This window comes from Acutalibacter sp. 1XD8-33 (assembly GCF_003612555.1).
Taxonomy (GTDB): domain Bacteria; phylum Bacillota; class Clostridia; order Oscillospirales; family Acutalibacteraceae; genus Acutalibacter.
Genome location: NZ_RAZF01000035.1, coordinates 1 through 24,399, shown reverse-complemented (window position 1 = coordinate 24,399; position 24,399 = coordinate 1). Strand labels below are relative to the sequence as shown.

Here is a 24,399-nt window from a genome sequence, read left to right as displayed (position 1 = left end):
GCTTGCCAAAGCCGGATTCCCAAAATGCCCGCGCACCGCCTTTGGATGAAAAGCGGCACTTCTGGACGCGCAATAGACTTCCAGCATACGGCCATAGGTGATGATGAAAATACAGATCGTCAGCGCCCACATGGTAATGCCTACGAACAGGGATTGGAACCACAGGCCGAACAGCGGTCCCAGCTCCATCTCCATCAGTTGTTCCTCCATGTCCGGCATGACGCTGCTCAAGTCGATACTGGTATCCCCGATGATGATGCCGGACGCCTGATTTACCACGCCTTGGGCCACATCGAATATCCCCATCACAATCGTCCAGGTGTTGGTGACAATGAGGATGGCGCAGGCGGTCTTGAACACCCACTTAAAAAATACTGCCGTCTCCACATCATGGAAGTTATTTTTGTCCATCAGTATCTGCACCAGCTCCAGCGTCATTACAAAAGCGAGAATTACACCGGCGATAGGCATAATCACATTTTCAGAGAGGTTTTGCACCATATTGAAGATGCTGCCGTTCCATGCCTGGGGGGTCATGCCCACCTGGGTGGAGATTTCCCCCACCTTGTCATTTACACCGTCGAACATCCCGGACAGATTGCTCATAATGCCGCTGACTAAAATCTCTTTGAGCCATTCCGTGATGGCGTCCCATAGAAAATCCATAGAGGTTTCCCCCTCCTTTCAGCGCCCCTCCCGCCTTGGGTGGGAGGGGCAGAGATAAACCGGGCCGATCAGCCGAACAGCCCGGACAGCAGGGGGACCAGCACCATGCCGATCAGGGCAACGCCTCCGCCCGCCATGAGCTGCTTCATGCCCTGTGACTTCGCGCCGGGGTTGTCGTTGCCGTAGCCCTCCAGCAGATTGATAAGGCCCCACACGCCCAGGCCAGCGCCCAGCGCAATCACCAGGGTCTGCAAAATATCAATAGCAGAGTTGAAAAAATCCATAAGTACCTCCAAAAAATTTCAAAAATTTTGAAGGCGCATTTTCCACTTTGTTTATTCCGCCGTGCCGGTTACTCCGGGTCGGCGGGGTCTGCGTCCTCCGATACGTCTACCTCGTACACGTCATAGACCTCGGTGGACTTGGGTTTGAGCTTCGTGGATAGAAAACGCTCTAAGTCGAAAGCGTTTTTCTTATCGCAGTCGGCCAGGAACTTGTAATTGGGATGGCGCGTTATATCGAATTTATCCGAAAGGAACGGGCGGACGCCCCGCAGTTGCAGGATGCACTTTCCGCCGTCCAATACGGCCAATTCGTCCACATCCATGAGGGCTTTGCCCAATTTCTGATAATTCAGCGAATGGGAAACCTCACGGCCCCGGCTCTCGCCGGTGTTGAAGGTGTCTATCGTTTCTTTCCCCAGGCTGGCAGAAAGCTCTTTCAGTGTGGTCGGCTCCTTGCCGCCCAGGAAGATGGAGCAATCGCAGTTGCCAATGATGGTGTCGGCGTTGTCCTTGTAAATGGCCTTGAGCTGGCTCTGCGCTTGCAGCACCAAACAGGCGGAGATCTCCCGGCTTCGGATGGTAGCCATGAGTTTTTCCAGCTTGGGTATCTGCCCGATGTTGGCGCACTCGTCTATAAGACACCGCACATGGACCGGCAATCGCCCGCCGTACACATCGTCCGCCTTTTCGCACAGGAGATTGAATAGCTGGGTATAACACATGGAAATCAGGAAATTAAAGGAATCATCCGTGTCGCTCATAATGAGGAACAGCGCCGTTTTTTGATCTCCCAGGGTGTCCAGCGCCAACTCGTCATAGGCGGTCACATCCCGGACTTCGGCAATATCGAATACTGCCAGCCGCGCACCGCAGCTCACCAAAATCGACTTAGCCGTTTTGCCTGCGGCTAATTTATATTTGGCATATTGACGCACAGCAAAGTGATTGGGATTCTTTTGCGCCAATTCCTCAAACATCAGGTCAACAGGATTTTGAAATTCCTCATCATCTTCCCGGACCTCCATCGCGTTAATGAACTCAATGAGGGTGGAGAAGTTTTGTTCCTCTGCCGGGGCCTCATAATGGATGTAGCCAATGAGGGCGCAGTAGAGCAGCGTCTCGGCCTTGGTCCAGAACTCGTCCCCGCCCTTTTGCTCTCCTTTTGTGTTGGAAATTAGGGTTGTTACCAGCTTTAAGATGTCTTTTTCGCTGTGAATGTACGCGAAAGGGTTATAGTGCATGGACTTCTTAAAGTTGATCGTGTTGAAAATCTTGATCCTATACCCGCTGCGTTGGAGCAATTTCCCAGCGTCGATCACGATGTCCCCTTTCGGGTCAGTGACTACGAACGATACTGGATAAGTTTTTGACGTACACTGCATGAGGTTGGGCTTCAGAAAAAACCTTGTCTTGCCGCTGCCGGAGCCGCCGATAATCAGCACGTTTTTATTCCGCGCCGTTTTCGGGTCCTTGGGGCGGCTGTTCATGGTAAGCCGTTCCGTCTGCGTCAGGATGATGTTGTCCTCAAATTTGGGGGCGATATAGGGCGCGATGTCCTGGGCGTTGCCCCAACGGGCCGAGCCGTACTCCACGTTGCGCCGGTACTTCTTGGCGTTCTTGCCCTTGACGTAGACCGCCAGCCGCAGGGCCGCGCCGCACAGCAGCCCCACCAGCAGATCGGCGGGGTGAAAGCTGGGGGCGGCGGATTGGAACGCGGCGGAGAAACCGTCCATCAGCCCCAGCACCTTGGCGGAGAAGTCCGCGCCGGGGGCCAGCCGCCACATCTGCCCCAGCTTGGTGGCGTACAGGCCGATCATCACATAGGGCAGATTGGGCAGGATGTACTTCTTGATGTTGATCTGCATTACCGCTCCCGCTCCTTCCGCTTTTCCCGGTTCACCACGGTATTCTTCACCCGCTCCTTGAAACTGGCCAGCCGTTGCAGCACCGAGGGCCGGGAGGCTTTGCGCACCTTTTTCCCGGCATACTCATTGAACGCGGAGGTCAGGGCGTCGGCGTCCCTGCTCTTGAAGAAAATCAGGAACTTGGGCGGGTCGCTGCTCCTGTCCCGCTTGATGGCGTAGTCCACGCCGTATTTCCGGGCGATGCGGTCAAACTCCCGGATGGACGGGTCGTTGATCTCAATATTGGACACGCCCTGATTCTGCCCGATAAGCTGCTTTACCGTCTGCTTGCCGTGGGGTATCACATGGGCATCCTGTTTCTGCTGCTTCTGGTGCTTGACCTCTCTGCGGTGGGCCATGTACTTGGCAATCGCCGCCTTGAACATCCGCCCGGTGAATCTGGTGCCATTCACCATCAGCGTCAGCGTTTTGTTCTCCACTTCCTCCTGCATGAAAAATCACCTCTCATTATCCCGGCTTTTCTGCCGGTGCTGCAAATATTCGTTCCAGTCCTTGCCCCGCGCCGGGGTATGGACGGTCACAGAGTAGCCCTTTTGCGTGTATTTGGCCTTCATCCGCTCTGCCGCCGTCCGCCCCGGCCCGTCCGCGTCCAGACACAGGTCAATGCGCCGCAGATGGGGATTTTCCCGGAGATAGGTGTCCAGAGGCCCGTCATAGAGGCAGCACAGCGCCACGGCGTTGCTTTTCACGCTGCGGTGCAGGGTGCAGTAGCTCATCAGGTCGATGGGGGCCTCGAATACGAACACACGGAGCTGCCTGCTGTCGCATGGGAGCCGGAACGCCACCTCCTTATCGCTGCCGGGGACGCCGCCCCGGAACGCCGCGCCGTTCAGATCGTAGGTGCCGCGCTTGGCTGCGAATACCGGCTTGCCCGCGCTGTTTCTGCCGACAAAGACGCAGTTGTGATATTTCGCGTCCTCATAGAGCAGCCCCGCGCCGATAAAGTCCCGGATGACCTGGGGCGCGATACACCGTTTCTGAAGATAGGCGGTCACACGGCGGTTATCGCTGTTCGGCGGCGGGAGGGCAAAGGGGACTTCTTTCTTCTCTGGAACGGGCGGCGGCGCACGAAGAAACCGTGCGCCGCCATGATAGTCCAGAAGGTACTCTACCGCCTCCGGGAAACTCTTGCCCTCGAACCGCTCCAAGAAAGAGATCGCGTCTCCGCCCCGGTTTTCCGAGTAGCGGAACCAGGTGCGGCGGTTCTTAATCCGCAGGCTGTCCATTTCCTTGGTGGTGTAATAGCTGCCGACCCGCTTGACCTGATACCCCAGGGAGGTCAGCAGATCGGGCAGATCGGTCTCCCTGGCGGTCTCCAGCTCGGCCTCGGTAAAGCGTCCATCTGTGTCAGGCATCAATATCCCGTCCGGGGGAGCGGGGTGGGCTTGCCGTACACCGTTGTCACCCAGCGGCTGACGGCCTGTACCCACACGCCGTTATAGGTGCCGCCCACATCGGCCACATTCACAAAGGACGTGGTGGTGATGTTGGAAATGGCGGTGCAGTACAGCATGGGCTTTTCCACCTGGGCGAAACCGGCGGGGGCCTGTCCAAAGACAAACATAATCTCGGTCACGCGCTCATTGGAGGCCAGCCCCAGGGCTGTGGCGGACGCGGCCAGGGTGTAGTTCTTGCTGGTGGAGAGATTGTCCGCCAGCGTTCGATACTCGCCGCCGTTGACGCGGTAGGTGATCTTATAGGTGCCGGGGAAATTGTAGGTGCCGGTCACGATGCTGTCCAGCCGGACCTCGGCAGGGAGCGTGTCGCGCCAGTAGAAGGACTGGAGCATGACGTTGGAGCTGTTGGCAATGTCGGAAAGTACATAGCGCACCGGCTGGCCCGCCATGATCTGGTTGGGGCCGGTCTTGGTGATGGACACGCCGGTGGCAAGGGCCTTGTTCGTGACCTCAAAGCGCACGATCTCGCCCTCATGCTCCAGATAGGCGGTCAAATCCTCGCCGCTGATGCCGTAGTTGTTCGGGGCCTTGACCTCGCGGATGGTATAACGGCCCAGGGGCAGGGGCTTGGACGCAGCCAGTCCCCGGCTGTCGCTCTTGATGGTGTCCACCAGATTCCCGGCCTTGTCGTAGATTTCAAAAATCGCGCCCTCCAGCAGCGTCCCGGCAGGCAGGCCGTTGGTGGGGTTGTAGTCAGCGGATTTTTTGGTAATCTGAATCTGCGCGGTGATGGGCGTGTTCTTCCACTCGATCAGCGTGGTCTCCCCGGCGGTGACATACACGGTTTTCATCTGCGTGTCGGGAATGTAGCCCTTATTTTCCAATTCGCGGAGATAGTAGCGGCCCGAAGTGGTCAGGCCCTCAATATAGACATACCCCGAGTTGTCGCTGGTGTACTGCCCAATGGGGGTATTGGTACTGTCATACAGCAGGAACGTCACCCCGTAAATGCCCTTGCCGGTTACGCTGTCGGTCTTGTGAATCAAAATGCCGGAAAAAGGCTTGTTTTTCACCGTCAGTGTGGTAGTTTTACCGTCCGTGATGGTGAAATAGGTGGGGGTGCTGTCCAGCTTGAAGCCCTGCGCCGCCTCGATCTCCACAGCATAGTAGTCACCGGCGTCCAGGTCCAGGTGGGTGCGGCCCTGTTTATCTGTGGTGATGGTGTCCACCAGAGTACCGTCCATTTTTCTGATCTCGAAAGTAGTACCAGGGATGCGCTGGGTGGTGTCGCTCTCGGAGACCTTAATCAGCTCCAGCCCGCCCTCGGCCTTGTTGAAGAAGGTCAGGGTCTGGGCGGCTCCCTGCTTGATAAGGATGGACTGCGGCGTGGTGTCCAGCACATAGCCGCTGGCAGTTTTGGTCTCCTTGGCGGTGATGGTGACGCCGGGGGTCAGGTCGGTGATAACAATGCGTCCATTTTTATCGGTGACATACTCGCCGTTATTCGGCCCCACATACTGACCGCTGGAATCGGTGACAAGGAAGGTCACGCCCTGGATGGGGTCAGTAGTGCCGTCCACATACTTCTGGATGGTCAACGTCTGCTGGGGCGAATTGTAAAAGGTGAGGGTCTGCGTGTCTGCTGGGTTGACGGTGACGGTCTGCGTCCGGGTGGCCTCGTCAATGGTGTAGCCGGGAATCGTCCGGGTCTCCCTGGCAACGATGGTGCCGGTCACGCCGGAAATGCGGATTTCTCCGTTGGCATCGGTGGTATAGAGGCCGTTGCTGGACAGGTGGCCGTTGGCGGTGTCCACATAGCCGCCGCCAGCATAGGTCAGCTCAAATTCCACCCCGGCCAGCGGCTGCTTGGTGACAGAATCCAGCTTGCGGATTACCAGCTCACCCGCCCGCTTGTTCCAGAAGGTCAGTTCCGGGTCCTGGGAGCCTGCGGTGATCTTCACCGTCTTGGGTGTGCCGTCCAGTACGAAGCCCTCCACCGTCTTGATCTCGCGGGCGGTGATGGAAGTGCCGGGTTCCAGCCCCTCAATCACAATTTCACCCGCAGCGTTGGTGTAAAATACGCCATCGCCAGGGCCAACCGCCGCGCCGGTGCTGTCCGTGATTTTGAACGCAACACCCGCCAGCGGCTCATTCTGTGTCCCCTCAATGTACTTGTGGATTGTCAAGGTCATTTTGGGGTCATTCTCAAAGGTCAGATCGTTGCCGCCGCTGGTTCCGTCATTGTTCCCGGTGTTGGTTCCGCCACTCACGCCGCTGGTCAGGCTGTTGGTTCCATTCTTCACAATGATGGTTTTGGGAGTTGTGTCCAAAACGTACTCGCTGGGGACCTTGCTCTCACTGACCACTATGGTGCTGCCCGGAACGAGGCCGGATACCGTCACCGTGCCGTCCTTCCCTGTGGTATAGCGGCCCAGCACAGTGCCGTTACCGTCCTTCACTGTAAATTCAGTTCCAGGAACGGGCTTTCCGGTCACAGAATCCAGCTTGGTCAGGGTCAAGCTGCAAAGAGGCTCATTGAGGAAGGTGAGGGTCTGCGTATCGTCCGGGTTGACGGTGACAGTCTGCGTCTGCGTGGACTGGTCAATCACATAGCCGGGAGCGGCCTTGACCTCTTTCGCTACAATCGTGCCGGTCACGCCGGAGATGCGGATTTCCCCGTTGGCATCGGTGGTATAGAGGCCGTTGGAGGACAGATGCCCGTTGTCGTTGTCCACATAGCCGCCGGAGGCATACGTCAACTGGAACTGAGCGCCGGAGATGAGAGCGCCGGTCACGCTGTCCTTTTTCTGGATAACAAGAGAACCGGCCCGCCTGTTCCAAAAGGTCAACTGCTGTACGCTCCCGCCCTTGATAAGAATATCCTGGGGCGTCCCATCCAGCACGAAGCCCTCCACGGTCTTGATCTCTCTGGCAATCACCGTGGTTCCGGGTTCGATGCCGTCCAGCACAATTTCGCCAGCCTTGTTGGTGTAGTAGGTTCCATTGTCCGGGCCGACTGCGGCCCCGCTGCCGTCTACTACTTTGAACGCTACGCCGGACAGCGGCTCATTTTCCGTCCCCTCAATGAACTTTCTGATAATAAGGGTGGTTCCAGGCTCATTGTCAAAAATCAGGCTGTTGGAAATGCCGGACTTCACCACAATGCTTTTGGGCGTCTCGTCCAGAATATAGCCGGTAGGGGCCTTGGTTTCAGACACCATAATCGTGCTGCCGGGTTCCAGGCCGGAGACAATCACGGTTCCGTCTGTTCCGGTTTTGTAGATGCCATTGGTGGGACCGACCGCGTGACCTTCACTGTCCCGGACAATAAACTCAGCGTTCGCCAGGGGCTTGCGGGTCACAGCATCCCGCTTGGTGATGGTCAGGGTGGCCTTGGGGGTGTTGGTGATGATGACCGTCTGCGTGTCCCCGTTGGCCCCGATTACCACATTTGTGCTGGGGGCATCCATAACATACCCTGTCGGGGCCTTGGTTTCGGTCAGCACATAAGCACCGGGGGCCAGATTACTGATACGGATTTCTCCGCTGCTGTCGGTGGTAAACAGACCATTTTGGGTCAAGGTGGACGTGCCGATCACGCCGTCCAGACCAACCTCGCAGCCTGCCGCCGTGGTGACGCGGAACTCCGCGCCGGGGAGCGGCTGGCCGGTGATGCTGTCCCGCTTCTGGACAATCAGGGAACCGCGGGGCTGGTTCTTAAAGGTCAGGGTGGCGGTGCGGCCTGCCTGGATTTGGATGGTCTGGCTCTGCGTGTCGATGATGAATCCGGCAGGGGCGCGGGTTTCAGTGACGATCACGCTCTTGCCCGGTTTCAACCCGGTAATGCGGATTTCCCCGTTTTCATCCGTTCTGAAAATGCCGTTGGAATCACCAATCAGAGTGCCATCCGCATACATGACCTTGAACTCGGCGTTCTGTAAGGTTACAGAGGGATTGACGGAGCATACCTTTCGGATTAAAAGCTGGCCGTCCGGGGCATTGTCAAAACGGATGGTAATGACGCTCTGTGTCCCATTATCAGAAATATAGACTGTTTCAGAGGCATTGATGATGCTGTACCCGTCAGCGGGGTCCACCTCCTCCACGATATAAGTGCCGCTTTGTAAGCCAGTCCAGATGGCGGTTCCGTTTTTCCCCGTCACCTTCTGGCCGATTACAGTGCCGCCCGTGCCAGAGGTCCCGCCCAGGTAGCGAAGCTGGAAGGTGCATCCGGGCAGGGCCTCATGGGTCACGCTGTCATACTTCTCCACGACAATTCCATTCAGCGGCTCATTCTGGAATGTGACAGTTTTGCTCTCGCCGCCGTGGAGAATGACCTTCTGCGTGGTCGGCTCCTTCATCTGAAAACCGGGGGCCGGGGCAACCTCGGTAATGGTGTACTCGCCGGGATACAGCCGCTTGCCCTGCTCATGGAGCTTGATCTCACCGTTGGCGTCCGAAAAAAGATAACCGAAGTCCACCGAAGCGGGAGCGTCCGCCGCCTCACCGTTGCTGGTGTAGGTGACGTGGAATTTTGCCCCCTCAATGGGAGCGCCCGCAACAGAATCCTCTTTGAAAATCGTCAGTTCCGGGGCCTTGTGATTCTTGAATACCACGGTCTTTTCATCGCCAGGATTCAGAGAGATGGTCTGCACCCGGTCCGCATCCTTGTCCGGCAGATAGTAGGGGGCGGGGACGGATTTCTCGGTAATGCGGTAAGTGCTGGGGTCCACCCGCAGAGAAACCGTGCCGTCCGCGCCGGTAGTCACATCATGCCGGTAATCACTGTTAATGCCCTCCACAGTCAGCACCGTTCCGGGGACCGGATCGCCGCTGATCGCGTCCACCTTGGAGATGGTGAGCAGGGGCTTTTTGCTGTTCTTGAAAATCAGCGTCTTTTCATCGCCGCCGTTCAAGCTGATGGTTTGGGTCCGGTCCGCTTCGTCCTCCGGCAGACAGTAGGGGGCAGGCACAGATTTCTCCGTCACCCGGTAGCTGCCGGGTGCAACGCGCAGGGTGGCGAAGCCGTCCGCCTCGGTGGTCACATCGTGGCGGTAGTCGCTGTCGATGCCCTCCACGGTGAACACCGTGCCGGGGATCGGGGTGTTGGTTCCCTGTTCCACCTTGGAGATTTTCAAAACAGGCTGCTTCAGATTATCAAAAATCATCTCCCGATTCTCGCCGGGTCCCAGGTAGATGGTCTGCATGGGTTCCTCGCCCACCACATAGGGGTCGGGGACGGACTTCTCGACCACCTCATAGCTGTCCACGGGGATATTGGAGAGAACGGCCCTGCCGTCCGGCCCGGTGGTCACATCGTTATGATAGCCGTAGTGGATGCCCTTGATCTCAAAGACGGTGCCGGGAATGACCTCCTTGGTCTGGGCGTCCCGCTTGAGAATGGTGAGGCTGGGCAGCTTCTGATCCGCCGCCGTTATGGTGACAGTGCCGCCGCCGTTGATGGTGGCCTGATCCACATGGGCAAACACAGGCTCGGTCAGGCAGGAATAAGGCGCAGGGGCGGACACCTCCACAAAGGCGTACATTCCCTCAGTCACATCGGTAACGGTGATACTGCCGTCCGCTTTGGTGGCCTCTGTGCCGATGATCTGCCCGTCCTTGATGATGTTGAACACAGCGCCGGGGAGAGGGTTATCAGAATCATCTTTTTTAATAAGCCTTATCTTCACCTTGGCGTCATTTTCAAACACCAGGGCCACATCGGTCTTGCCCTCCCAAACAAAGGTCTGCTTGGTCTTGCTGACATCCGGGCTGAGAGAGTAGCCCTCCGGCGGGGTGATCTCCTCGGCGGTATAGCTGCCCAGGGGCATATCCTTCCAGGGAACGTCTGTCAGATAGCCGCCTGTCCCGGTAACATATGTGCCGGTAAAATCATTGTCCACGCCGGTGATCTTAATGACCGCTCCGGCCAGCCCCTTGGTGGGATCGTCCGCATCCACCTTGCGGATGCTGCCCTCGCCGGTGATTTCGGGGGTGTCGGTGAAGGTGACGGTCACGGTGGTGCTGCCGTTGCTGGGGAGAACAACGTACTGCGGTCCCGCGTTGTCGATCTCGTAGCCTGCCGGGGCCTCCAATTCGGTCACGGCATAGGTCCCCGCAACCAAAGGATAAAGGGTGGCGGTTCCGTCCGCGCCCGTCACGACCTCCTTGGAGTAAGCGCCGTTTTCAGAGGCAACGAGAAACCGTGCGCCGGACAAGCCCTTATTGGGATTGGTGGAATCCACCTTTTTGACGGTCAGGGTATATTCCTCATGGGTGATGTTCAGCTTGCCCACCATGACAGCCTGCACATCGTTGGAGGGGTGATAGCTGGAGCCGGGGCCGGTGTAGGCGTACTCATAGACCTCGCACTCGCCCCATACGCCCTGTGCGCCCAGGTCGAGAATATACTGCGCCCGGTCACGGAACGATTTGCCGTCCATTTTATCGTCAATGCTGGAATAGTTGGTATGCTCCAGATTGTTATAGACGCAAAGCAGTTCCTCGGCGCAGGCCGTCACGGGGTCAGACAGCAGACCGGCCTTGTAGCGCCAGACGATAGCCTGCGTCCAGGAGTTCATGGTCCAGGTGTAGTCGCTGTTCCACACATCATCTACACCCAGGGCCTTGGCCTGATCGGTAAAGACGCCGGTGGAATGAGCGTAGAAGTAAGCCATCATTGTCTTTACAGTGGGGTCGGAAATGGGCTGGGGATTGCCCCAGGTGTGGCCCTTCAGCGACCAGCCCATGCCCTTGCCCTTCTCGGCGCAGAAGCCCATTGTACTTTTGCCATCATAGTTGAAGTGCATCTGGTGCATATAGCACTCGCCCAGGGCCGGGGAATCGTACTTGGTTCCGCTGTATGCGCAATCGTCCATCTTGATGGTGCTGGGGTTCGCCGCCAGCGCCGTGGAGGGCAGCAGTCCCAGCATACACACCAGCACCAACAGCAGAGCCGTCATGCGGGTGAGTGCGGAATAGGTTTTCTTCCTCATAAAAAGTTCTCCTTTGCTTTTTTCGGGCAAGAGAAAAGGCCCTCCAGCCTGGGCTGAAAGACCTATCTCTGTCCGTATTTTGTTATCCGTAGGGATTGATGGTGTCCGGCCTGCCGACAAACATATAGCAGTAAGTCACTCCGCCGCTCTCCGTCACGCCCACGCCGATGCTGTCACATTTCGGGTCGATCATGGCCTGGAAGTGGCCGAGAGATTTGATCCAGTTGTCCAGAGCGTGCTGGGCGGTGTCCGCAGTTGCCACGCCGGTAAACACCGTGAGATTGGAGCCGAAGCCGTGGGAATATCCAGCAGCAATCACGGCCTCACATTCCTCCTGATTGTGGTGGTAAGTGTAATGCTGGTCGGAGCAGGCTTGCGCAGCGGTCATCAGGGCCTCGCTGACTGGCAGCTCCGCCGCGCCGTTTGCCATGCGGGTCTGGTTGATAAGCTGAATCAATTCCTGCCGCACGTCCAGATTTTCCGGCTGGCCTTCGGTGTCCGTGCTGGCGGGGGCAGCATGGTCAACGGCGGTGCCGACTGTGAGCGTCAAGGTCCCGCTCTCTCCGGCGCGGTTGGCGGCGGTGATCTCCGCAGTTCCCTCGGACTTGGCAACGGCCACCCAAAAGCCCGCTACTTGCTCTACCGCTACTGTGTCCGGGGCGCTGGAGGTGACGGTGTACTCCGTTCCGCTGGGGCCGATAATGAGGCCGCTGCGCTCACCCACATCCAACGAATTGCCTTTGTAGCTGCCCACTCGGATTGTCTCGGCGGGAGCTGCCGCCTTTGCGGGGAGGGTCAGGCCGAATACCAGGGCGGCGCAGGCGATTCCAGCGGTCAGGCGGCTTGCAAAATCTTTCATCTTCATAGCTCTTTATCTCCTTTGTGGTGTTTTGGTGGTTCCGTTGAGAAAAAGATACCACAGAAGAAGAAAAGTGTCGAGGATGCCGCCCGGACCGCCGCCTTAGACCTCCTGGGCCACCACGCACCAGCGGTAGGCCGATTCATTCATGACACAGGTATAGAGCGTGATCTGATTGCTGGACGTGGCGGCGGTGCCGCTGGTGTCCGTCTCGCTGACCTTGGTGACGCTGGTGACGGCATAGGTCCGGGTGCCGAGCTGAGTGGTGAGGGTGATGGTGTCTCCGGCGTTCATGGTATGGATTTTGCCGAAGTGGTTCGTTACCCCTCGATTATGCCCAGCAAGGCAGACGTTGCCGTTCCAGATGCTGGTGTTGGTGAAATGTCCCGCGCCCTTGGCAAGCTGGGCGCTGTCCGTCCCCTCGTAGATTTTGACGTTCACGCCCAGAGAGGGGATTTTCAGCGTCCCCAGGTAGCCCCCGGAATAGTAGAGATCAGACGTGACCTCTGTGTAGGCGGTGGTCTGTGTGGTGGTGTAGCTGAACTGGCTTGTGCTGCCAGCACCGCCCACATCCACCGTGGGATAACCGCTGTTCGTGACAGTGCCGCCGCCCACGCTGCCCACCTGATTTACCAGCCCGCCGCTGAGAGCGCCGGGGACCAGATTGGGGGTCAGATATTCGCCGCTCCCCGGCAGATAGCTGGTGGGGGTCCCGAAACCGGGCGGGATGAGGGCGGTGTTCTTGCTCCTGTCCATATTGGGATTCTCCGCCGTATAGGGGGCGTCCTCGCTGGTGGGTCTGCCGAACAGGTAGTCCTCCGGCTCGTCAATGGTGTACTCCAGCGCATGGGCAGGGGCCACCAGCATGGCGGCGAATACCGCCGTCAAAAGAAAAATGTGCAGTAACCGTTTCATGTTCAATTCCTCCTTCCTTTCATTTTCTGGATGGTCCAAACCGCCGCCGCTGCCAGCGCCGCCACACCGCCAGCACAGCCCAGCAGGGAGAACCAATGCGTGCCGCCCGTTTCAGTGGGGGATGGGTCCGTGTCAGGGGCCTCCGGCCCGGTCTGGTTGGACGGGGCGGAAGGGTCAGCCGGTTTTTCCTCTTTTGCCAGTTCCTCGCTGCCGAAGATGGCGGTGTAGGTGACAACCTCGCAGCCGGTCTTTGCCACTTGGCCCGTATAACTGGCTGTGACCGTATAGCCGGTGGCGTAGCGGGTGCTGGAAGTGCCGGTGTAGGTAGCTGTGGCGGTGTAATATCCATTCTCACCGCCGCTCCATTCCACGGCTCCCAGGGTCAGGGTCTTGCCGTTGTCCGTGGTGGTCTTGGGAATAAGGGACAGATCGGCATCGGACAAGTTGGGATAAGTACGGGTGGCGGACAGGCTCTTGGTGCTGGTCTTGTAACCCTTGGCCTCCACGGTGACGGAGGTATAGTCCAGCGCCAAGAGGCCGGTATAGCCGTCCTCGGTTGTGACCTCCCGATGGGGGTCCAACTGTTTCAAGACCACCGAGAGATCATTGGTGTCGCTGTCCTGGGTGATGGTGTCGGTGTAGTCCTGGGTGTCCACCCCCACCTCGTCCTCTTTTATCATGTCCAGCAGGAAATACCGCCGCCCGTTGCGCTCAAAGTCCTCCGTAGGGATGCCGGAAGGGTCATCGGACAGGGAAAGCTGGTACACTTTGTTGATACGCAGCTCGTCAAAGCTGCCGTAGGTGTATTCCTCCACGGAGATGGGATAGAACGGCCCGCCAGCGGCCAGCGCCGGGGGTGCGGCGATGCTGATTGCCAGAACAGCGGTACATAGCAGCGTCAGGATTCGCTTTTTCATAGCTCAAAACTCCTTTCGATGATTTATCAGCGGGAATTGGAATTACTTCGGCCCTGGCCCTTGACGGTGAGGATGCCGTCCAGGGTGGTGGCGGTGATCCGCAGGCGCTCGGCGGTAGCAATGTCATTCTTCACCGTCTCATCAATGCTCCGCCCGCAGACCACCAGGACGCGGGAGCGGCGGAGGTAGTCGCGGGCAATGTCGAGGCCGTCCTTATGCTCCTGGGGGACGGCATCGTGGAGGAAACGGGCGGTGAGCAGGAGGGGGCAGATGGGGGAATAGCCCGCGTCATACACCTGACGGCAGTACCGGGCGGCGGTTTCGGCGTTCTCAATCTCGCTGCCGCTCCAGGCGGCGGTGATGTAAGCAAGGGGGCGTTTCATGGCATAATCCTTTCTCCCGGTGGCCGGGTAAAAAATAAGACGGCTAATTGCCGCCGTTGAGGTCGTGGTTGACTAACATGGTGTAGTGGTTGTCCATCGTGGAGGGCGCGTTGAACAGCGCCGCCAAAAGATAAGCCCTGGTGTTCCAAACGCGGGTGGTGTTCTCCTGGATGCCGTCCAGCACCTTCTCGATGTGGGCGGAGGTGATCTGCTCAAACCGCTGCCGGACGAAGGCCGTAGGATATTCCGCGTCCCGCCCGATCTTCATGGTGGGGGTGCGGCTGAGCGCAACCTCCAGCATGATCTCCACAAACTCGTTGAGCTGCTCCCGGTTGGAGGGAGTAACGATCAGGTCATACTCGATCTGATCCCGAATTTCATCCCGCTTCTCAAAAATTTCTTTCATTCCTTCCACCGGCTGCGCGGGTGTCTCGGAGGGGGTAGGGGGAGGGAATGAATGAGTATTTGATCGCTGAGTATTTGATTTTTGAGTTTTGAATTGATTTATATTTAATTGGGCGGGGTTCTCCGTATGCGGCGCGGCCATATCCGGGCCAGCCACATCCGGGTTTTCCGTATGTGGTGATGCCGTATCTGGCGGGGGCATATCCGGCTCGTCCGCATCCGGCGCGGGCGGCTCCGGGGGCTGGGGCTTTTCGTAGATGATGTACTCGGTGTCCGTAATACGCCCGTTGGCCCCGCGAAGCTGGCGGCGGATGATGTAGCCCGCCTTTTCCAGCTCCTTGATGGTACTGCCGATAGCGTCCACACCCTCCTTGCAGATGGCGGCAAGCCCCCGTGTGCTGTAATTCCAGTCCTCCGGGAAAGAGAGAAACATGGACAGCAGCCCCTTGGCTTTCAGCGACAGGGATGTATCTTTCAGATGATAATTTGACATGACGGTGTAATCTCGCGTCCGTTCTACACGATAGACAGCCATTTCAACTCACTTCCTGTTAAAATTTTGTGTTATGCGGTGGTCTCCGCGTCCTCGCGGGCAAAGCGGGCCTCCAGCCGTTCCACGCTCCAATTCTGCTTGAACTGTCCCAGGGGACCGGGGCCGAACATGGCCCGCGCCCGGTTGTCCATGTCGAGCAGCCGCGCCCATAGCTCCGGGTGGTGGTGGCGGAGTTTTCGCAGCTCATCAATGCGTTGCAGGGGGCAGCACCAGCAGGAGGCGCGGCGGTATATCTCATACAGCCCGCCCCAATCGTAGCCCCGGTCATAGCAGATTTGCAGCGCCTGGGCCTCGGTGATTCCCCATTCCACCAATGGATAGCGGTTATGAGGATCGTCTTTGCAGCGGTGGGCTTCATCGGCGGCGATGCCGATATGGTGCAGGGCGTTCTTCTCTTTTTTCAGCCGGTTGGTCTCCTTGGTAATCAGATGGGTTTTAAGCTGGCCGGTACACCAGCGCACCCGCATCCCAGGCCAACCATAGCCAGTCGGAGGCTGACCCATAGCAATACGGCGCTCTATGGCCCGCTTCTGTTGCTGGGGAACATCGAACATGAGCCATTCAAAACCGTGGGGATGCCGCAGGGTGGTAATGTGCAATCCTCGCTCCCGAAAAAGAAAATCATCCAGCTTGGCGATATGGGCCTCCATCTCCGGGAACTCCATGCCAGTGTCCGCATAGAGTACGCAGTTGATAGGCAGACCCTTTTCGATCATCAGAATCAAAAGACACGAGCTGTCTTTTCCACCTGAGAGCGAGACTGCCGAATAGATTTCGTTGCTTTTTGTGATTCCCATGACGGGAAAACTGCCTTTTTATCTCCTTTCCCGTCTGTTACAGCTCATAGAGAGGGATGTCGCTCTCATAGTAGGCGGCGCACATTGCGTTGATCTCATCGACCAGCTCATCCAGGTCCAGGTACATGGGGCTGTCCCAGGGGTCCCCCTCCTTGATCTCCCGGTACTCGGTGACGTACTCGCCGTCCCCGCAATCCAGGGACACGCAGGCCACGGCAACAAGGTCCATGTCCTCCAGCAGCCACAGCTCATAGGTGCGGTCCGTCAGCACGATGGAGGCGCAGTTCTGGTCGTTGTCCTCGTACAGCCGGGTAGCCCGCTGGCCAAACAGGTCCCTGCCCCGGTAGTTGAAGGACATAGGCGCTTTGCCTTCAGTGGTGTAGGCGTGGACGGTCTGGGCGTTGTGCCGGACCGCTTGCAGCAGGGCCTCGAAGTCAATGCCGTGGAGCAGCGTCTCCACTTCTGTCTCGCTGTACCCATGCTCCCCGATGCCGCCCTGGAACAGATGCCGGACGGCATACTCCAAAGAATCCACAGAATACATAAAAATCCCTCCTTATAGTTATTTGCCCCGCCGCTTTTTAGGCTTGGCGGGGATGATGTGTCCCTCAATGATGTTGGCGTGTTTGTAGATGCGGACACGGCCCTGCCGCTGGGCGTCCAGCACCTGGTCATAGCCGTCCTCGGTCAGAAACCGCCGGATGTACTGGCCCTCCTGCCCCTGGGGGCAATCCTCCAGCACCAGAAACTCGGCCATGTGGCGGGTATCGTCCCGAAACCGCTCCACAGCCAGCAGATCATGGCCCGTGATGGGCAGATGGACCGCTTTCACTCCTTGCCCTCCTTCTCACTGATTTTCAGTACAGAGCAGCCATACCGGGCGATGAGCAGGGCGTTGACAATCAGGCTGAACGCCAGCGTGTCCACCACCTCCGAAATGGCGAGGTCATTCAGCGCCACGCTGGAACCGTCCGAGTAAATATCTTTCGCCGCCGATAGCAGGGTATAGTTGTGGGGCGAGATGTCCTGCGTGGTGGCGTAGTCGAACTCAATGCCATATCTGCAAAAGCAATTTGCGGCGCGGGTGCAGATGTCCTCATTGGCGGTGAGCAGATACATAGCCGCATAGTAGGCCGGGGTGTCCCGGCGTCGGCGGTAGCCCTGCCGGACCTTCATACGCTCCATGCGCTGGTAGTGGGCGGCGGTGAGGAACAGGGAGCCGGAGAACCGGCGGATAGCCGTATGCAGGCGGGCGTCCGTGTGGACGTTACGTGGAAACGTCTCCATGACGGCCTCTTTGTAGCCCACAACCCCAGCCTCGATCCGCTCCGCCAGCCAGGGACAGGTTTTAGCGGTACAGCCCTTCTTTTTCCCGGCGTACTCGGTACACAGCCTGCAATCGACGTGTTCCGGCTTATACTGGAATGTGTTGATATACAACGATAGGTCTCCTTTCCCGGACAGCAAAAAAGCCGGTCAGAGAAAAGAAAATCCCTGCCCGGCTTAACCGTCCGATATTCAATTACCGCTCCTGGCTGCGCAGGCGTTTCTTCATCCACTGTTCCAACAGTTTGATGATGGTGTCCTGCATCTGCTTGGGGGTGTAGGAGCGGGGGAAATATTTGTGGAGGGTGTCAGAAGTCAGAACGATCTTATCGACCTCCGGCTTCTTTTCCTCCGACATGATGCCCAGCATGGTGTCCTCATCCAGTTTCCCGGACTGACTGAGTTTTTTCATCCGCTGGGCCTGGGACAGCGATGGAGTAGCCTGTTCACTCTCAATGGTCTCCACCAAAAGTTCCTGTTCCTCTGGCTTCAAATAGGAAATTTCCACAGCGGGGGTCATGGCGATTTTCTTATCGTCCACCATTTGCTGAAGCTGGGGGGACAGATCATTGAGACGAACATACCGCTGAATTTGGGACCGGCTTTCGCCAGCTTCTTCTGCAACGACCTGAACGCTCTTTTTCCCGTCCGACTTGTACCCAACTTGGGTACAAGTTAAATCTCGTCTCGCGCCCTGTCGTTTGATAGCATCCAGCTTCATCTTATAGGCTTTCGCTTTCTCGCTGGGCAGGATATTTTCACGCTGGATATTACTATCCACCATGAAAATAATGGCGGTGTCCCGATCCAAATCCCGGACGATTACAGGCATGGTGTCCAGCCCTGCCAGTTCACAGGCGTGTTTGCGCCGGTGTCCGGCCACCAACTCATAGCCGCCGCCCTCGCGGGGGCGGGCGATGGCGGGCATGAGAACGCCGTATTCCTTGACGCTCTCCACGGTTTCCTTCATAGAATCATCATCCCTTACGGAAAACGGATGGTCGGGGAACGGGTACAGCTCGGACAGCGGGATATTCTGCACCTTTTCCAGTTTCGCGTCCTGACGCTCCTGCTCCGTGGAGAACAGATCAGCGGCTGATGCCAGCTCTACTTTTCGCGCGCTGCTTTTCAAGCTGTAACACCTCCCGCGTCAGATTTCCATAGGCTTCGGCCACCTTCCCGCCGGGGTCATGGGCAAAGATGCTCTTACCCTCGGCGCTGGTCTCCTTGGCCCGGACAGAATGGGGTATCTCGGAATCGAATACCTTGATGTCCCCGCCGTAAGTCTCCCGGAGCAGGGCGCTGATCTCCCTGGCGAAGTTGGTCCGGCTGTCTACCATCGTCAGCAGGATGCCGTCAATGAGCAGTTTGGGATTGATCTGCCGCCGCACCTTGCCCACGGTCTGCAAGAGCTGTTCAAGCCCTTTCGCCGGGAGGTACTCCGCCTGGACGGGGACGATCAGGCGATTGGCAGCGGCCAGGGCGTTGACGGTGAGCATACCCAGGGAGGGCTGGCAGTCCAGCAGGATGTGGGTGTACTGTTTCCGAACCGTGTCCAGATACTGCCGCAGGATGGTCTCGCGGCTCATGGCGTTCACCAGCGACACCTCCATGCCGGAGAGTTGGATGTTTGATGGCATGAGGTCCACGCCCTCCGCATGATGCAGGATGCCCTCGCCGGGAGCGATGGGCTGATCGTTCAGCACCTTGCCCATCAGGTCCGAGAGGGTGACGGGCAGATCGTCCGGCTGGGAATGGCCCAGGCTGATGGAAAGACTGGCCTGGGGGTCTACGTCCACCACTAACACCTTTTTCCCGGCTTGGGCCAGACCGATGCCGAGGTTTGCGCAAGTTGTACTCTTGCCCGTACCGCCTTTTTGATTGACTACGGCGATCACTTGGGCGTTCATGTGTTCTCAACTCCCTACTACAAATAAAAATACCCCATCGCAAAATGGGGATGAAAAAAGGGAGAACATAGCTATACTACATTCTCCCGCAAAAAACAGTATGCAGTTGTCGGCTTTTGCCGTTTTCTATTCCAGGGTGGGAACAGTCAGGAGCCAATCCGCCGCAATCCCGCATAAATCCTGGCTTTTTCAAAACTTTTCGTACCCTTCCCCAACAGCACCTGTTCAACGAATGGCTGGTGAGAGATACGAGCAAGAAAATCCGGGCGGTAAAACGCTCAAAAGGCATGAGTGGGAAGCCCGTCACAAGCAAGCCCGTGTACGGCTACCTCATGGACGAGGACGAAAATTTCATCATTGACGAAGAAGCCGCCCCCGTGGTAAAGCAGATTTACAGCCTTTGCCTTGCCGGGAACGGACCGACCAAGATAGCCCGTATGCTCACGGAGCAGGAAATCCCCACGCCGGGAACGCTGGAATACCGCCGGACAGGGAGAACCCGCCGCTACCACCCCGGCTATGAGTGCAAATGGGCGGCGAATACCGTGGTACATATCCTTGAAAACCGGGAATACACGGGCTGCCTTGTGAACTTCAAGACCACCACACAATCCTACAAGTGCAGCAAGATTATCTACAACAGTGAGGACAAACAGGCGGTTTTCGAGAACCACCACGAAATCATCATAGACCGTGACACATGGGAGCGTGTGCAGGAGCTACGCAAGCAGCGCAAACGCCCTAACCGCTATGATGAAGTGGGCTTGTTCTCCGGCATACTGTTTTGTGCGGATTGCGGCAGCGTCATGTACCAGCAGAGGTATCAGACCGAAAAACGGCGGCAGGACTGCTATATCTGCGGCAGCTACAAGAAGCGCACGGCAGACTGTACGGCGCACTTTATCCGCACCGACCTTTTGACCGAGGGAGTGACCGAGAACCTACGGAAAGTCACCAGCTACGCCGCCAAGCATGAAGCCCGGTTTATGAAGCTGTTGACCGAGCAGACCGAGGACGGGAGCAAACGCCGGAACGCCGCCAAGAAGAAAGAGCTGGAAGCGGCAGAAAAGCGGATTGCGGAACTCTCCGCTATCTTCAAGCGACTGTATGAGGACAGCGTGGCGGGGCGCATATCGGACGAGCGTTTCACGGAGCTTTCGGCAGACTACGAAGCCGAGCAAAAGGAACTGAAAGAGAAAGCCGCCGCTTTGCAGAGCGAACTTTCTAAAACGCTGGAAGCCACGGCAAACGCCGAGAAGTTTATGAAAGTAGTCCGCAAGTACACCAGCTTTGAGGAACTCACCCCTACCCTGTTACGGGAGTTTGTGGAGAAAATCGTAATCCACGAATCGGAAGCCCTTGACGGGAAACGCCGGGGGAAACTCCGCAGACAGGAAATCGAAATCTATTACTCTTTTGTCGGCAAGGTAGAATTGCCCGACTAAAGCCCGACCCGTCCGGCAGTCAGCCGGATAGGGAACGGTAAAATTTTTTACACTTCTTTTACTTCTTTATCTCACATGAGAAAAAAGTCAAGGCATGAAACAGTTCATGGCTAATTAAAGGGAACAAAAAGAAAGGAAAAGCACAATCCAGACGGTATCAGCGGCAAGATACAAGAATAAATTGTGATTACACAAGATTGGTGTTATAATAAGAGAAAAGTTCCTGCCGGGGCAGCCGCCCCGGTGGTATGGGTAGAAAGGCAGGAAAACAATATGCACATCAGCTATAAACCACTCTGGCACACACTGTTAGAGCGTAATATGAGAAAAGAGGATTTAAGGCTTGCCGCTGGTATGACAACAAATATGATTGCCAACATGAGTAAAGAGGGAAAGCACATCAGTATGGATACATTAGCCCGTATCTGCGAAACGCTGAATTGTGAGATTACCGATGTGATTGAGTTAGTACCAGACGAGCCTGCTTCCACAGGAGGTAAGGAACATGAGCGAATTGAAACCAAGAATAACGGAAAACGGAATTGATTATATCCTTGTTGGAGATTACTATATCCCGGATTTGAAGCTGCCGGAGGAACACCGCCCTATCGGAAAGTACGGACGGATACACCGGGAATATTTAAGAGAAGCCCACCCAGCCAGATTGAACACATTGATACTGACCGGAGAATTGTGGACATATCTTGCAGACCTGAACGAACAGGCACAGGAACGGTTAGACACTATCATGGAACAGCTGAAAGCTACCGAGGGCGTGACAGAGGAATTAAAGCGTACCTGTCAAATGGAATGGGTACAACGATGTAATAACATCCATAACCGGGCAGAAGAAATTGTTTTGCATGAGATGATTTATTCATAACGGTGTGGTAGAATGATTATGTAAATAAATTTGATTTGGGGTGATAAATATGAAGGTATTAGTTAGTGCCTGTATTATGGGAACAAACTGTAAATATAACGGAAAAAACAATAAAAATTTAGCAGTTATCAATTTCTTAAAGGATAAAGAAGTTATTTCTATTTGCCCAGAAATATTAGCTGGCATGAAAATTCCTAGACCTTGTGCAGAAATTGTGAATGGGATTGTAGTAGATGAAAATGGAAATGATGTTAATTCTGAATATAATAAAGCAGTGTCAATGGCATTATCAAAAATTCAAAATGAAGATATTGATTTGGTTATATTACAATCCAGAAGTCCTACTTGTGGTGTAAATCAAATATACGATGGTAGCTTTACTGGAAAACTAATTTCTGGAATGGGATTTTTTGCGAAGGCATTAAAGCAAAGAGGATATAATGTTATTGATGTTGAAGAAGTTTAAGTTTGTCACTTTGAAATTTTAATTGAATAACCACAGCATAAACCGCTGCTACATGGGAGCCAACAAACCATGCAACAGCGGTTTTTTCTTTACCGTTTTTTCCTCTGGCTGATAGGCGTTCCCATTTTCTTTGATTTTTTGAGAATCCGAATCAGCCAGCGAAATTCTTCGTCTGACAGATTTTTATAGTTGATACCGAGCTGCTTGCAGTAAAGAACAACCAGCTTTTCATCCCGGCTGCCCTTGAAATTTTCGACCGCTTCCAGATTTTCTTTCAGTTCATCGGCAACGGTGGTCTGGGGAGCACTTTCGCTGTCTTTTTTGTGAGCTTCCCGAATATCCCGGATAATGAGGTTGAGGTCATCCAGAACCATGTGACTGAAATATTCATCATCGCTGATATGGGCGGCTTGCAGCACTTTCAAATGCGGGTCATCTTCGCCAGGGCGATACCGTTCAATGATTTCATGCCGGACGGTATCGACAAGAGCGTTGAGATTTTGAATCTGCATGGTGGCAATCCCATCCACATAAATCTCAATGTCCGCAAGAAACTTGATAAAGTCCTTATGGGTGGCAAGTTCGCAGAGCAGGCGGTTGTTAATCCGACCGCTTTTCAGAAGTGCCACCATTTCATCATTCAAATGCAGCTCCGTTAGTGGCGTGTTGATCTGCTCCCGGTTCTCTGTCCGGCACAGTAGATAATCAACGGAAACCCCATAGAAGTCTGCCAGCGTGATAAGGTTGCCATGATTGATTTCCTTATAATCTTCTTTTTCATAATTTCCAAGAGCTGATTTGGAAATGCCCGTCAGCTTTGATAATTCTTCCAGATTTAAGCCTTTGTCCTTGCGGAGTTCCCAAAGGCGTTCCTGTATGCTTGTTGCTCCTTTCATGGGCGCACGCTCCTTTCCGGCGGTTTGATTGCTGCCGCTTATCTGGATTATATCACACTTTCCGCAATCGTGGAAATTTCCGCTTTTTACCCCTAATTCCTACTTTGTGGACATACGGCACAGGGCACAAAAATGTTCTATGATACAGGTAGTTCATCGATGGATTATTCCAATCGAATGACCAGCCTGTGTGGGATATGCTTCCCCGGCGATGTAGTGCCATGACTTTTGGCAGGGATGTGGAGGAACCCTGACCGAAACGAGCATACCAAAGGGAGCGATACGCCGCTGTGAGATTCAGGGGAGGAACGACACCGGGGAGAACTGGCGAACTGACACCGAAATGATACCGAAACGCGACAATCTGATAGGAGGATAGTCTACCCTATCGCTGATACTTCGGGAGATTTTAAGCGGCTCTATGAGCGTAATTTTGCCGAAGATCGCCCTGAAACCATACACTAAAACGGGAGGAAGCGCAATATGCCGAGAATGAGCAAAAAGAGGAAGCATGAGCTTTCCTTTTACCTCAATGACCGGGGGCGTGTCACTTACAACGAATTATGCCGGAAATGCCAGCATGGGTGCAAGCAGAGCTTCCGGGCGGTTGTGATTGACTGCCCCCGTTATTTATCCAAACGAGCAAAGAAAAAGGAGGAACACACCGAATGAATTTTGAATTTATGACGATAGACACACCCTTGCCGCCCTGTATGCCTTTTCCCAGGGCGTTGACAGGATTTCCAGTCAGCAGCACCGCAAAGGTCATGTACTGCCGGATGCTGGACGCTATGCTCTCCAAAGGGCAGGAGGACGAGAACGGAATCCTGTTTGTCTGCTTCCCTGTCACAGCCATTGCCGCAGTCCTGTCCCGCAGCCCCATGACGGTCAAGCGTTCTTTGAATGAACTGGAAACCGCCGGACTTATCATGCGGGTGCGTCAGGGCGTTGGAGAACCAAACAGGATTTATGTGCTGATACCGGGAAAGGAGGACGCTGCCCTTGCCTGATACCTCAAAGCTGGAAAGGCTCAACCGGGAGATGGAGAAAAGCGAAAAGAAACTGCGGAAAGCCATCAATGATGAAAAGGCATTGCAGCACCAGTTAAAGCAGCTTACCCGAAAGGAACGGACGCACCGGCTCTGTACTCGTGGCGGTATGCTGGAAAGTTTTCTGCAAGAGCCGGAACGCCTGACAGATGATGATGTCATGCTGTTGTTGAAACTCATTTTTAACAGACAGGACACGCAGGAACTATTGAAAAAACTTCTGGAACGGGAGAAGCCGGAAACCCCTTAGTTTACTAAGGGCGCATTATCCGAGATAATCAATTATCCGAGGAAACTCTCAAAACCACCAGCATAAAAGGCTTTCAGA

General features: G+C 55.7%; 24 protein-coding genes and 1 pseudogene. 7 read left to right on the top strand and 18 right to left on the bottom strand.

What is annotated here, in order from left to right:
* From D7X94_RS15430 to D7X94_RS15350, 17 genes are all read right to left on the bottom strand, one after another.
* The coding region (locus tag D7X94_RS15430) for a VirB6/TrbL-like conjugal transfer protein, CD1112 family (RefSeq protein WP_243111353.1) at positions 1 to 666 on the bottom strand (666 nt) is incomplete at its 3' end.
* 68 nt (positions 667 to 734) lie between these two features.
* On the bottom strand, positions 735 to 950 hold the full coding sequence (locus tag D7X94_RS15425) for a Maff2 family mobile element protein (RefSeq protein ID WP_120428539.1): 216 nt from the start codon (positions 948 to 950) through the stop codon (positions 735 to 737).
* Positions 951 to 1,018: 68 nt separating this feature from the next.
* Positions 1,019 to 2,815: a VirD4-like conjugal transfer protein, CD1115 family gene (locus D7X94_RS15420; RefSeq protein WP_120428538.1), complete on the bottom strand. Its 1,797-nt coding sequence runs from the start codon at positions 2,813 to 2,815 to the stop codon at positions 1,019 to 1,021.
* Positions 2,815 to 3,306, bottom strand: a complete 492-nt coding sequence (locus D7X94_RS15415) for a PcfB family protein (protein ID WP_120428537.1) — start codon at positions 3,304 to 3,306, stop codon at positions 2,815 to 2,817. The genes D7X94_RS15420 and D7X94_RS15415 overlap by 1 nt, the downstream gene beginning before the upstream one ends.
* Before the next feature lie 6 nt (positions 3,307 to 3,312).
* Complete coding sequence (locus D7X94_RS15410; RefSeq protein ID WP_120428536.1) at positions 3,313 to 4,230, bottom strand: DUF3991 domain-containing protein; 918 nt, start codon at positions 4,228 to 4,230, stop codon at positions 3,313 to 3,315.
* A complete protein-coding gene (locus D7X94_RS15405; protein WP_120428540.1) occupies positions 4,230 to 11,267 on the bottom strand; it encodes a collagen binding domain-containing protein in 7,038 nt (2,345 codons plus the stop codon). The genes D7X94_RS15410 and D7X94_RS15405 overlap by 1 nt, the downstream gene beginning before the upstream one ends.
* 82 nt (positions 11,268 to 11,349) lie before the next feature.
* On the bottom strand, positions 11,350 to 12,126 hold the full coding sequence (locus tag D7X94_RS15400) for a CAP domain-containing protein (RefSeq protein ID WP_199715145.1): 777 nt from the start codon (positions 12,124 to 12,126) through the stop codon (positions 11,350 to 11,352).
* Positions 12,127 to 12,228: 102 nt separating this feature from the next.
* Entirely contained in the window at positions 12,229 to 13,041 is an 813-nt protein-coding gene (locus tag D7X94_RS15395) for a class D sortase (protein ID WP_120428534.1), read from the bottom strand.
* Positions 13,042 to 13,043: 2 nt separating this feature from the next.
* Positions 13,044 to 13,958 (bottom strand): hypothetical protein, encoded by a 915-nt coding sequence (locus D7X94_RS15390; RefSeq protein WP_120428533.1) that lies wholly within the window; start codon positions 13,956 to 13,958, stop codon positions 13,044 to 13,046.
* 26 nt (positions 13,959 to 13,984) lie between these two features.
* Entirely contained in the window at positions 13,985 to 14,341 is a 357-nt protein-coding gene (locus D7X94_RS15385) for a DUF7768 domain-containing protein (protein WP_120428532.1), read from the bottom strand.
* A gap of 43 nt (positions 14,342 to 14,384) precedes the next feature.
* Complete coding sequence (locus D7X94_RS15380; protein ID WP_120428531.1) at positions 14,385 to 15,281, bottom strand: DUF6017 domain-containing protein; 897 nt, start codon at positions 15,279 to 15,281, stop codon at positions 14,385 to 14,387.
* Positions 15,282 to 15,310: 29 nt separating this feature from the next.
* Positions 15,311 to 16,096 (bottom strand): phosphoadenosine phosphosulfate reductase domain-containing protein, encoded by a 786-nt coding sequence (locus D7X94_RS15375; protein ID WP_120428530.1) that lies wholly within the window; start codon positions 16,094 to 16,096, stop codon positions 15,311 to 15,313.
* A gap of 37 nt (positions 16,097 to 16,133) precedes the next feature.
* The gene (locus D7X94_RS15370) at positions 16,134 to 16,640 is read right to left on the bottom strand and encodes a hypothetical protein (protein WP_120428529.1); all 507 of its coding nucleotides are present in this window, start codon (positions 16,638 to 16,640) and stop codon (positions 16,134 to 16,136) included.
* A gap of 18 nt (positions 16,641 to 16,658) precedes the next feature.
* Positions 16,659 to 16,928 carry a DUF5720 family protein gene (locus D7X94_RS15365; RefSeq protein ID WP_120428528.1) on the bottom strand — a complete coding sequence of 90 codons (270 nt, stop codon included), beginning with the start codon at positions 16,926 to 16,928 and terminating at the stop codon, positions 16,659 to 16,661.
* Positions 16,925 to 17,536 (bottom strand): hypothetical protein, encoded by a 612-nt coding sequence (locus tag D7X94_RS15360; protein ID WP_120428527.1) that lies wholly within the window; start codon positions 17,534 to 17,536, stop codon positions 16,925 to 16,927. The genes D7X94_RS15365 and D7X94_RS15360 overlap by 4 nt, the downstream gene beginning before the upstream one ends.
* 82 nt (positions 17,537 to 17,618) lie before the next feature.
* The gene (locus tag D7X94_RS15355) at positions 17,619 to 18,554 is read right to left on the bottom strand and encodes a ParB/RepB/Spo0J family partition protein (RefSeq protein WP_120428526.1); all 936 of its coding nucleotides are present in this window, start codon (positions 18,552 to 18,554) and stop codon (positions 17,619 to 17,621) included.
* Positions 18,511 to 19,332 (bottom strand): ParA family protein, encoded by an 822-nt coding sequence (locus tag D7X94_RS15350; RefSeq protein WP_120428525.1) that lies wholly within the window; start codon positions 19,330 to 19,332, stop codon positions 18,511 to 18,513. The genes D7X94_RS15355 and D7X94_RS15350 overlap by 44 nt, the downstream gene beginning before the upstream one ends.
* A gap of 209 nt (positions 19,333 to 19,541) precedes the next feature.
* Between D7X94_RS15350 and D7X94_RS15345 the strand changes: the two are divergent.
* The 4 genes and pseudogenes from D7X94_RS15345 to D7X94_RS15330 form a co-directional block, all read left to right on the top strand.
* Positions 19,542 to 20,777: pseudogene (locus D7X94_RS15345) on the top strand (DUF4368 domain-containing protein); the annotation flags it as partial.
* A gap of 183 nt (positions 20,778 to 20,960) precedes the next feature.
* A complete protein-coding gene (locus D7X94_RS15340) occupies positions 20,961 to 21,323 on the top strand; it encodes a helix-turn-helix domain-containing protein (RefSeq protein WP_330558238.1) in 363 nt (120 codons plus the stop codon).
* Complete coding sequence (locus D7X94_RS15335; protein ID WP_016317502.1) at positions 21,283 to 21,660, top strand: TnpV protein; 378 nt, start codon at positions 21,283 to 21,285, stop codon at positions 21,658 to 21,660. Before D7X94_RS15340 ends, D7X94_RS15335 begins: the two co-directional genes overlap by 41 nt.
* Positions 21,661 to 21,709: 49 nt before the next feature.
* On the top strand, positions 21,710 to 22,126 hold the full coding sequence (locus tag D7X94_RS15330; protein ID WP_081645079.1) for a DUF523 domain-containing protein: 417 nt from the start codon (positions 21,710 to 21,712) through the stop codon (positions 22,124 to 22,126).
* A gap of 89 nt (positions 22,127 to 22,215) precedes the next feature.
* Here D7X94_RS15330 and D7X94_RS15325 read toward each other — a convergent pair whose 3' ends face one another.
* Positions 22,216 to 23,022 carry a helix-turn-helix domain-containing protein gene (locus D7X94_RS15325; RefSeq protein WP_016317501.1) on the bottom strand — a complete coding sequence of 269 codons (807 nt, stop codon included), beginning with the start codon at positions 23,020 to 23,022 and terminating at the stop codon, positions 22,216 to 22,218.
* Positions 23,023 to 23,505: 483 nt separating this feature from the next.
* On the opposite strand from D7X94_RS15325, the gene D7X94_RS15315 reads away from it, so the two are divergent.
* Genes D7X94_RS15315 through D7X94_RS15305 form a run of 3 tightly spaced genes read left to right on the top strand, consistent with a single transcriptional unit; the run spans position 23,506 to position 24,321 of the window.
* The gene (locus D7X94_RS15315; protein WP_002304353.1) at positions 23,506 to 23,694 is read left to right on the top strand and encodes a hypothetical protein; all 189 of its coding nucleotides are present in this window, start codon (positions 23,506 to 23,508) and stop codon (positions 23,692 to 23,694) included.
* Complete coding sequence (locus tag D7X94_RS15310; RefSeq protein ID WP_003020305.1) at positions 23,691 to 24,032, top strand: DeoR family transcriptional regulator; 342 nt, start codon at positions 23,691 to 23,693, stop codon at positions 24,030 to 24,032. The genes D7X94_RS15315 and D7X94_RS15310 overlap by 4 nt, the downstream gene beginning before the upstream one ends.
* A complete protein-coding gene (locus tag D7X94_RS15305) occupies positions 24,025 to 24,321 on the top strand; it encodes a DUF3847 domain-containing protein (RefSeq protein ID WP_016218011.1) in 297 nt (98 codons plus the stop codon). Before D7X94_RS15310 ends, D7X94_RS15305 begins: the two co-directional genes overlap by 8 nt.
* The last annotated feature ends 78 nt before the right edge of the window (positions 24,322 to 24,399 follow it).

Coding starts and splice junctions, on each gene's coding strand:
- D7X94_RS15425 (WP_120428539.1), bottom strand. CDS start 950: ATGGATTTTTTCAACTCTGCTATTGATATTTTGCAGACCCTGGTGATT.
- D7X94_RS15420 (WP_120428538.1), bottom strand. CDS start 2,815: ATGCAGATCAACATCAAGAAGTACATCCTGCCCAATCTGCCCTATGTG.
- D7X94_RS15415 (WP_120428537.1), bottom strand. CDS start 3,306: ATGCAGGAGGAAGTGGAGAACAAAACGCTGACGCTGATGGTGAATGGC.
- D7X94_RS15410 (WP_120428536.1), bottom strand. CDS start 4,230: ATGCCTGACACAGATGGACGCTTTACCGAGGCCGAGCTGGAGACCGCC.
- D7X94_RS15405 (WP_120428540.1), bottom strand. CDS start 11,267: ATGAGGAAGAAAACCTATTCCGCACTCACCCGCATGACGGCTCTGCTG.
- D7X94_RS15400 (WP_199715145.1), bottom strand. CDS start 12,126: ATGAAAGATTTTGCAAGCCGCCTGACCGCTGGAATCGCCTGCGCCGCC.
- D7X94_RS15395 (WP_120428534.1), bottom strand. CDS start 13,041: ATGAAACGGTTACTGCACATTTTTCTTTTGACGGCGGTATTCGCCGCC.
- D7X94_RS15390 (WP_120428533.1), bottom strand. CDS start 13,958: ATGAAAAAGCGAATCCTGACGCTGCTATGTACCGCTGTTCTGGCAATC.
- D7X94_RS15385 (WP_120428532.1), bottom strand. CDS start 14,341: ATGAAACGCCCCCTTGCTTACATCACCGCCGCCTGGAGCGGCAGCGAG.
- D7X94_RS15380 (WP_120428531.1), bottom strand. CDS start 15,281: ATGGCTGTCTATCGTGTAGAACGGACGCGAGATTACACCGTCATGTCA.
- D7X94_RS15375 (WP_120428530.1), bottom strand. CDS start 16,096: ATGGGAATCACAAAAAGCAACGAAATCTATTCGGCAGTCTCGCTCTCA.
- D7X94_RS15370 (WP_120428529.1), bottom strand. CDS start 16,640: ATGTATTCTGTGGATTCTTTGGAGTATGCCGTCCGGCATCTGTTCCAG.
- D7X94_RS15350 (WP_120428525.1), bottom strand. CDS start 19,332: ATGAACGCCCAAGTGATCGCCGTAGTCAATCAAAAAGGCGGTACGGGC.
- D7X94_RS15335 (WP_016317502.1), top strand. CDS start 21,283: ATGAGCGAATTGAAACCAAGAATAACGGAAAACGGAATTGATTATATC.
- D7X94_RS15330 (WP_081645079.1), top strand. CDS start 21,710: ATGAAGGTATTAGTTAGTGCCTGTATTATGGGAACAAACTGTAAATAT.
- D7X94_RS15325 (WP_016317501.1), bottom strand. CDS start 23,022: ATGAAAGGAGCAACAAGCATACAGGAACGCCTTTGGGAACTCCGCAAG.
- D7X94_RS15315 (WP_002304353.1), top strand. CDS start 23,506: ATGCCGAGAATGAGCAAAAAGAGGAAGCATGAGCTTTCCTTTTACCTC.
- D7X94_RS15310 (WP_003020305.1), top strand. CDS start 23,691: ATGAATTTTGAATTTATGACGATAGACACACCCTTGCCGCCCTGTATG.